Here is a 3,905-nt window from a genome sequence, read left to right as displayed (position 1 = left end):
GTCTTCCTAAGACCGCTTGGCCCTCCGACTTGTCGCGGTCGCGCTGCGGACCCGCCGCCGGGGGCCGCGCCCGGGCCCGCGTCCATGGTCGCGCCTCGGGCCGTCCCCATGGTCGCGTCCGGCGCCGATTCCGGGAGCCGCCGTCGCATCCCCCGCGTGGGGGAACGCGGCGATCGCGGTGCTCTCCTGCGCGGCGGCGACGGCCGCGACCGTGGCCCTGCACGTCCACGCGGTCGGCACGGGTCCGGTGGCCGCCCTGGTCCGGGAGGGGGCCACAGCGGTGGCGGAGGTCGTGCTGACGGACGACCCGCGCCGGACACGGCAGCGGGGGCCGGCGTTCCTCGGGGAGGGCTTCGCCGTGCCCGCCAGGGTCGAGGCGGTCACGACGGCGGCGGGAAGGACCCGGGTCCGGGCCCCCGTCGTGCTGCTCGCCTCGGGGCGGGAGTGGGGCCCTCTGCTGCCCGGCCAGCGGGTCGGGATCCGGGGCAGGTTCGGTCCTGCCGAGCCGGGGGAGCTGCTCACCGGGGTGGTCCTCGTCCGGGAGCCGCCCCGGGTCCTGGGCGGGCCGTCCTGGCTGCAGGGCGTGGCGGGCGCCCTCCGGGCCGGTCTCCGCCGGGCCGCCGACGTGCTGCCGCCGGAGCAGCGCGGCCTGCTGCCCGGCCTGGTCGTCGGTGACGTGTCCCGCATGGACGGACGGGTCGAAGCCGACTTCAAGGCGGCCGGGCTCAGCCACCTGACGGCGGTCAGCGGTGCCAATCTGGCCATCGTGGCCGGGGCCGCGACGGCGCTGGCCCGCACGGCCGGGCTGCCGCTCGCGGCCCGGGCGGCGCTGGCGATCTGCGCGATGCTCGCCTTCGCGGTCGTCGCCCGGCCGTCCCCCAGTGTGCTCCGCGCGCTCCTCATGGGCGCCGTCGCCGCCCTGGCGCTCGGCACAGGGCGCTCCCGTGACGGCGTCGCGGCCCTGTCCGTGGCCGTCCTCGGACTGATCCTGTTCGATCCCGGCCTCGCCCGCTCGTACGGCTTCGCCCTGTCGGTGTGCGCCACCGGCGGCATCCTGGTGCTCGCCCCGCGCTGGCGCGACCGCATGGCCGGATCCGGGTCCGGCGGTCCCCCCGCCGGGCATCCGCACCCCTGGCTCCGCACCGGGCGCCCGGGCGTGCGGTTGCCCCGCTGGCTCGCCGAGGCGGTCGCCGTGCCCGCCGCGGCGCAGGCCGCCGTCACCCCTGTCCTGGTGCTCATGGCGGGTCAGCTCGCCCCGGTCGCGGTCCCGGCGAACCTCCTGGCGGGACCGGCCGTCGCCCCAGCGACCCTGCTCGGTTTCGCCGCGGCTCTGGTCGCGCCCGTGCTGATGCCGGTCGCCCGGCTGCTGGTCCGCCCGGCGGGCCTGGCCACCGGCTGGATCATCGAGGTGGCGGAGCACGCCGCCGGCCTCCCACTGGCGGTGCTCCCCTGGCCGGCGGGCCTGCCCGGGCTGGCGCTGCTGGCCGTCGCCGCGCCGGCGGCCGTCCTCGTGCTGCGGCACCGGCGCCTGCGGTGGGTCGCCGGCGCCCTGGCGGCCGGAGCGCTCGCGGTGGTGCTCCTCGTGGCCCCGGCCGTGGCCCGCTGGCCCCCGGAGGGCTGGCTGCTGGTGGTGTGCGACGTCGGGCAGGGGGACGCGCTGCTGGTCGCCGCGGGGCCGGGGCGGGCGGTGGTCGTGGACGCGGGCCCGGACCCGGTGCGGGTGGACCGCTGCCTGCGCGCCATGGAGGTCGAGGAGGTGCCGCTGGTCGTCCTGACCCACCCGCATTCCGACCACGTCGGCGGGCTGGACGGCGTCTTCCGGGGGCGCAGGGTGGGCGCCGTGCTGCTCGGCCCGGGCGAGGAGGGGAAGGAGACCGCCGGGCTCCGCGGTGACCCGGCCCGCCGCCGGGTCGTGCGGTGGACGGCCCGGCCGGGCATGAGCTGGGCACTCGGGCCCTCCCGGCTCACCGTCCTGGGCCCGCCGGAGGGGGCGGTGCCCGCCCGCGGGGGAGGGGAGGGGACGGAGGTCAACAACGCCAGCGTCGTGCTGCACGTGCGCTGGGCGGCCGGAGCGGCGCTGCTCAGCGGCGACGCGGAGACCGAGGCCCAGGAGGAGCTGCTCCGCCGGGGGCTGCCGCCCGCCGACGTCCTCAAGGTCGCCCATCACGGGGCACGGAGGCAGCACCCCGGTTTCCTCGCGGCCGTCCGGGCCCGGGCCGCGCTGATCAGCGTCGGCGCGGAGAACGGCTACGGCCATCCCTCCGCCGAGACCCTCACCCGGCTGAACCTGCTCGGCATGCGGATCCACCGGACCGACCTGTCGGGAGATCTGGCGGTGGTGGCCCGTGGCGGCGGCCTGGCGGTCGTCTCGCGGGGCCGCTGAGCCCGGTGCCCGGCACTCCCGCGGGCGCCGGACCCGCCGGAGCCCGAGGCCCCGCGCCGTCCGGTCCCGGGGGCCGGGTTCCGGAGGCGGCGCCTCGGTGTTCCCGGTTCCCGGCGTCCGTCCGCTTCCGCGGGCGCCGGAGCGCAGGGGAGCCGGGGCGGGGACGGGGAGGGCCCTGGGGGGAGGGCCCGGGACGGGGCCTGCTAGGCCGACGTCTTGACCGGACGGTGGAACTCCGTGTCCACGTCGGCTGCATAGACCGAGCGCTTGCACCGCGCGCAGCGATACATGATGGGGCCCTCGTCGAGGACCGTGCCGCAGCGCGGGCAGGTGTGACGGCGAATGGTGGACGTCATCATGCTTTTCACCTCCTCTGTCCTCCCAGATAGTGCCCCGGAACGCCTGCAGTGCGATTGCGGATGGCTTGCTGATTGCGATCCGGTCGCCGTCCCATGGCATGCTGCTCGGCATGGCGGCAACCGATCCTGCACCCGTGACGCTGGTGACCGGCGACGAGGAACTGCTGGCCGACCGCGCGGTGGGCGAGGTGGTCGCGGCGGTCCGGGCGGCCGACCCGGCCGCCGAGGTCGTCGACCTGGTCGGCGGGAAGATGGAGCCCGGGGAGTTGACCCGGTTGACCTCGCCCTCGCTGTTCGGTGACCGGTCGGTGGTGGTCGTCCGCGCGGCCCAGGACCTGGCGAAGGACGTCGTCTCCGAGATCGTCTCCTACGTGGCCGCCCCGTCCGAGGACGCGGTGCTGGTCCTCGTCCACCCCGGGGGCGTGAAGGGCAAGGCCCTGGTCGACGGCGTGAAGAAGGCCGGGGCCAGGGTGGTCACCGTCAGCAAGCTGACCAAGCCCGCCGAGCGGCTGGCCTTCATCAAGGCCGAGCTGAAACGCGCCGGGCGGACCATCGGCGGTGACGCGGCCGCCGCGCTGCTCGACGCCGTCGGCAACGACCTGCGCGAACTCGCCGCCGCGTGCAGCCAGCTCGCCTTCGACACGCCCGGCAAGACCATCGACGAGGCCGCCGTGGCGCGATACCACCGGGGCCGGGCCGAGGTCAGCGGGTTCACCGTGGCGGACGCGGCGATCGCGGGCCGGCTGGGCGAGGCGCTCGAACAGGCGCGGTGGGCCCTGGCCACCGGGACGGCGCCCGTGCTGCTGGTGAGCGCGCTCGCCCGGGGGCTGCGCATGCTCGCCAAGGTGGGCGGCGCCCCGCGCAACCTGCGGGGCGGGCAGCTCGCCTCGCATCTCGGCATGCCGCCCTGGCAGGTCGGCCGGGTCCAGGACCAGCTCAGGGGCTGGGGGCCGGTCGCCATCGCGCGGGCGCTGCTGGCCGACGCCGCCGCCGACGAGCAGGTCAAGGGAGGCGGCGCGGACCCGGCCTACGCGCTGGAGCGCGCCATCCAGACCGTCGTCGCGAGCCGCGACGGCCGTTAGCCGTACGGTCCGCGGCGGCGCCGCGTGCGGGAAGGGAGCGCCGCACCCCGTGCGGGGAGGAAACGCCGGAGCGCTGTATAC

At 77.3% G+C, this 3,905-nt stretch carries 3 protein-coding genes; 2 read left to right on the top strand and 1 reads right to left on the bottom strand.

Annotated elements, in window-relative coordinates; all coding sequences use genetic code 11:
* The first annotated feature begins 178 nt into the window (after positions 1-178).
* A complete protein-coding gene (locus ABD823_RS11720; protein WP_344858707.1) occupies positions 179-2,383 on the top strand; it encodes a ComEC/Rec2 family competence protein in 2,205 nt (734 codons plus the stop codon).
* Positions 2,384-2,586: 203 nt separating this feature from the next.
* On the opposite strand, the gene ABD823_RS11715 is transcribed toward ABD823_RS11720, so the two are convergent.
* Positions 2,587-2,739: a hypothetical protein gene (locus ABD823_RS11715; protein WP_344858705.1), complete on the bottom strand. Its 153-nt coding sequence runs from the start codon at positions 2,737-2,739 to the stop codon at positions 2,587-2,589.
* A 101-nt stretch (positions 2,740-2,840) separates the two neighbouring features.
* Between ABD823_RS11715 and holA the strand changes: the two genes are divergently transcribed.
* Positions 2,841-3,824 (top strand): DNA polymerase III subunit delta, encoded by a 984-nt coding sequence (gene holA / locus ABD823_RS11710; RefSeq protein ID WP_344858719.1) that lies wholly within the window; start codon positions 2,841-2,843, stop codon positions 3,822-3,824.
* Positions 3,825-3,905: the final 81 nt, after the last annotated feature.

Origin of the sequence: Planomonospora alba (assembly GCF_039534085.1) — a bacterium.
GTDB lineage: Bacteria > Actinomycetota > Actinomycetes > Streptosporangiales > Streptosporangiaceae > Planomonospora_B > Planomonospora_B alba.
The sequence above is the reverse complement of the archived record's forward strand: the minus strand, read 5'-3'. Positions and strand labels throughout refer to the sequence as shown.

Excerpts from the sequence above, each read along its gene's own strand:
- ABD823_RS11715 (WP_344858705.1), bottom strand. The coding sequence starts at position 2,739 with ATGACGTCCACCATTCGCCGTCACACCTGCCCGCGCTGCGGCACGGTC.
- holA (WP_344858719.1), top strand. The coding sequence starts at position 2,841 with ATGCTGCTCGGCATGGCGGCAACCGATCCTGCACCCGTGACGCTGGTG.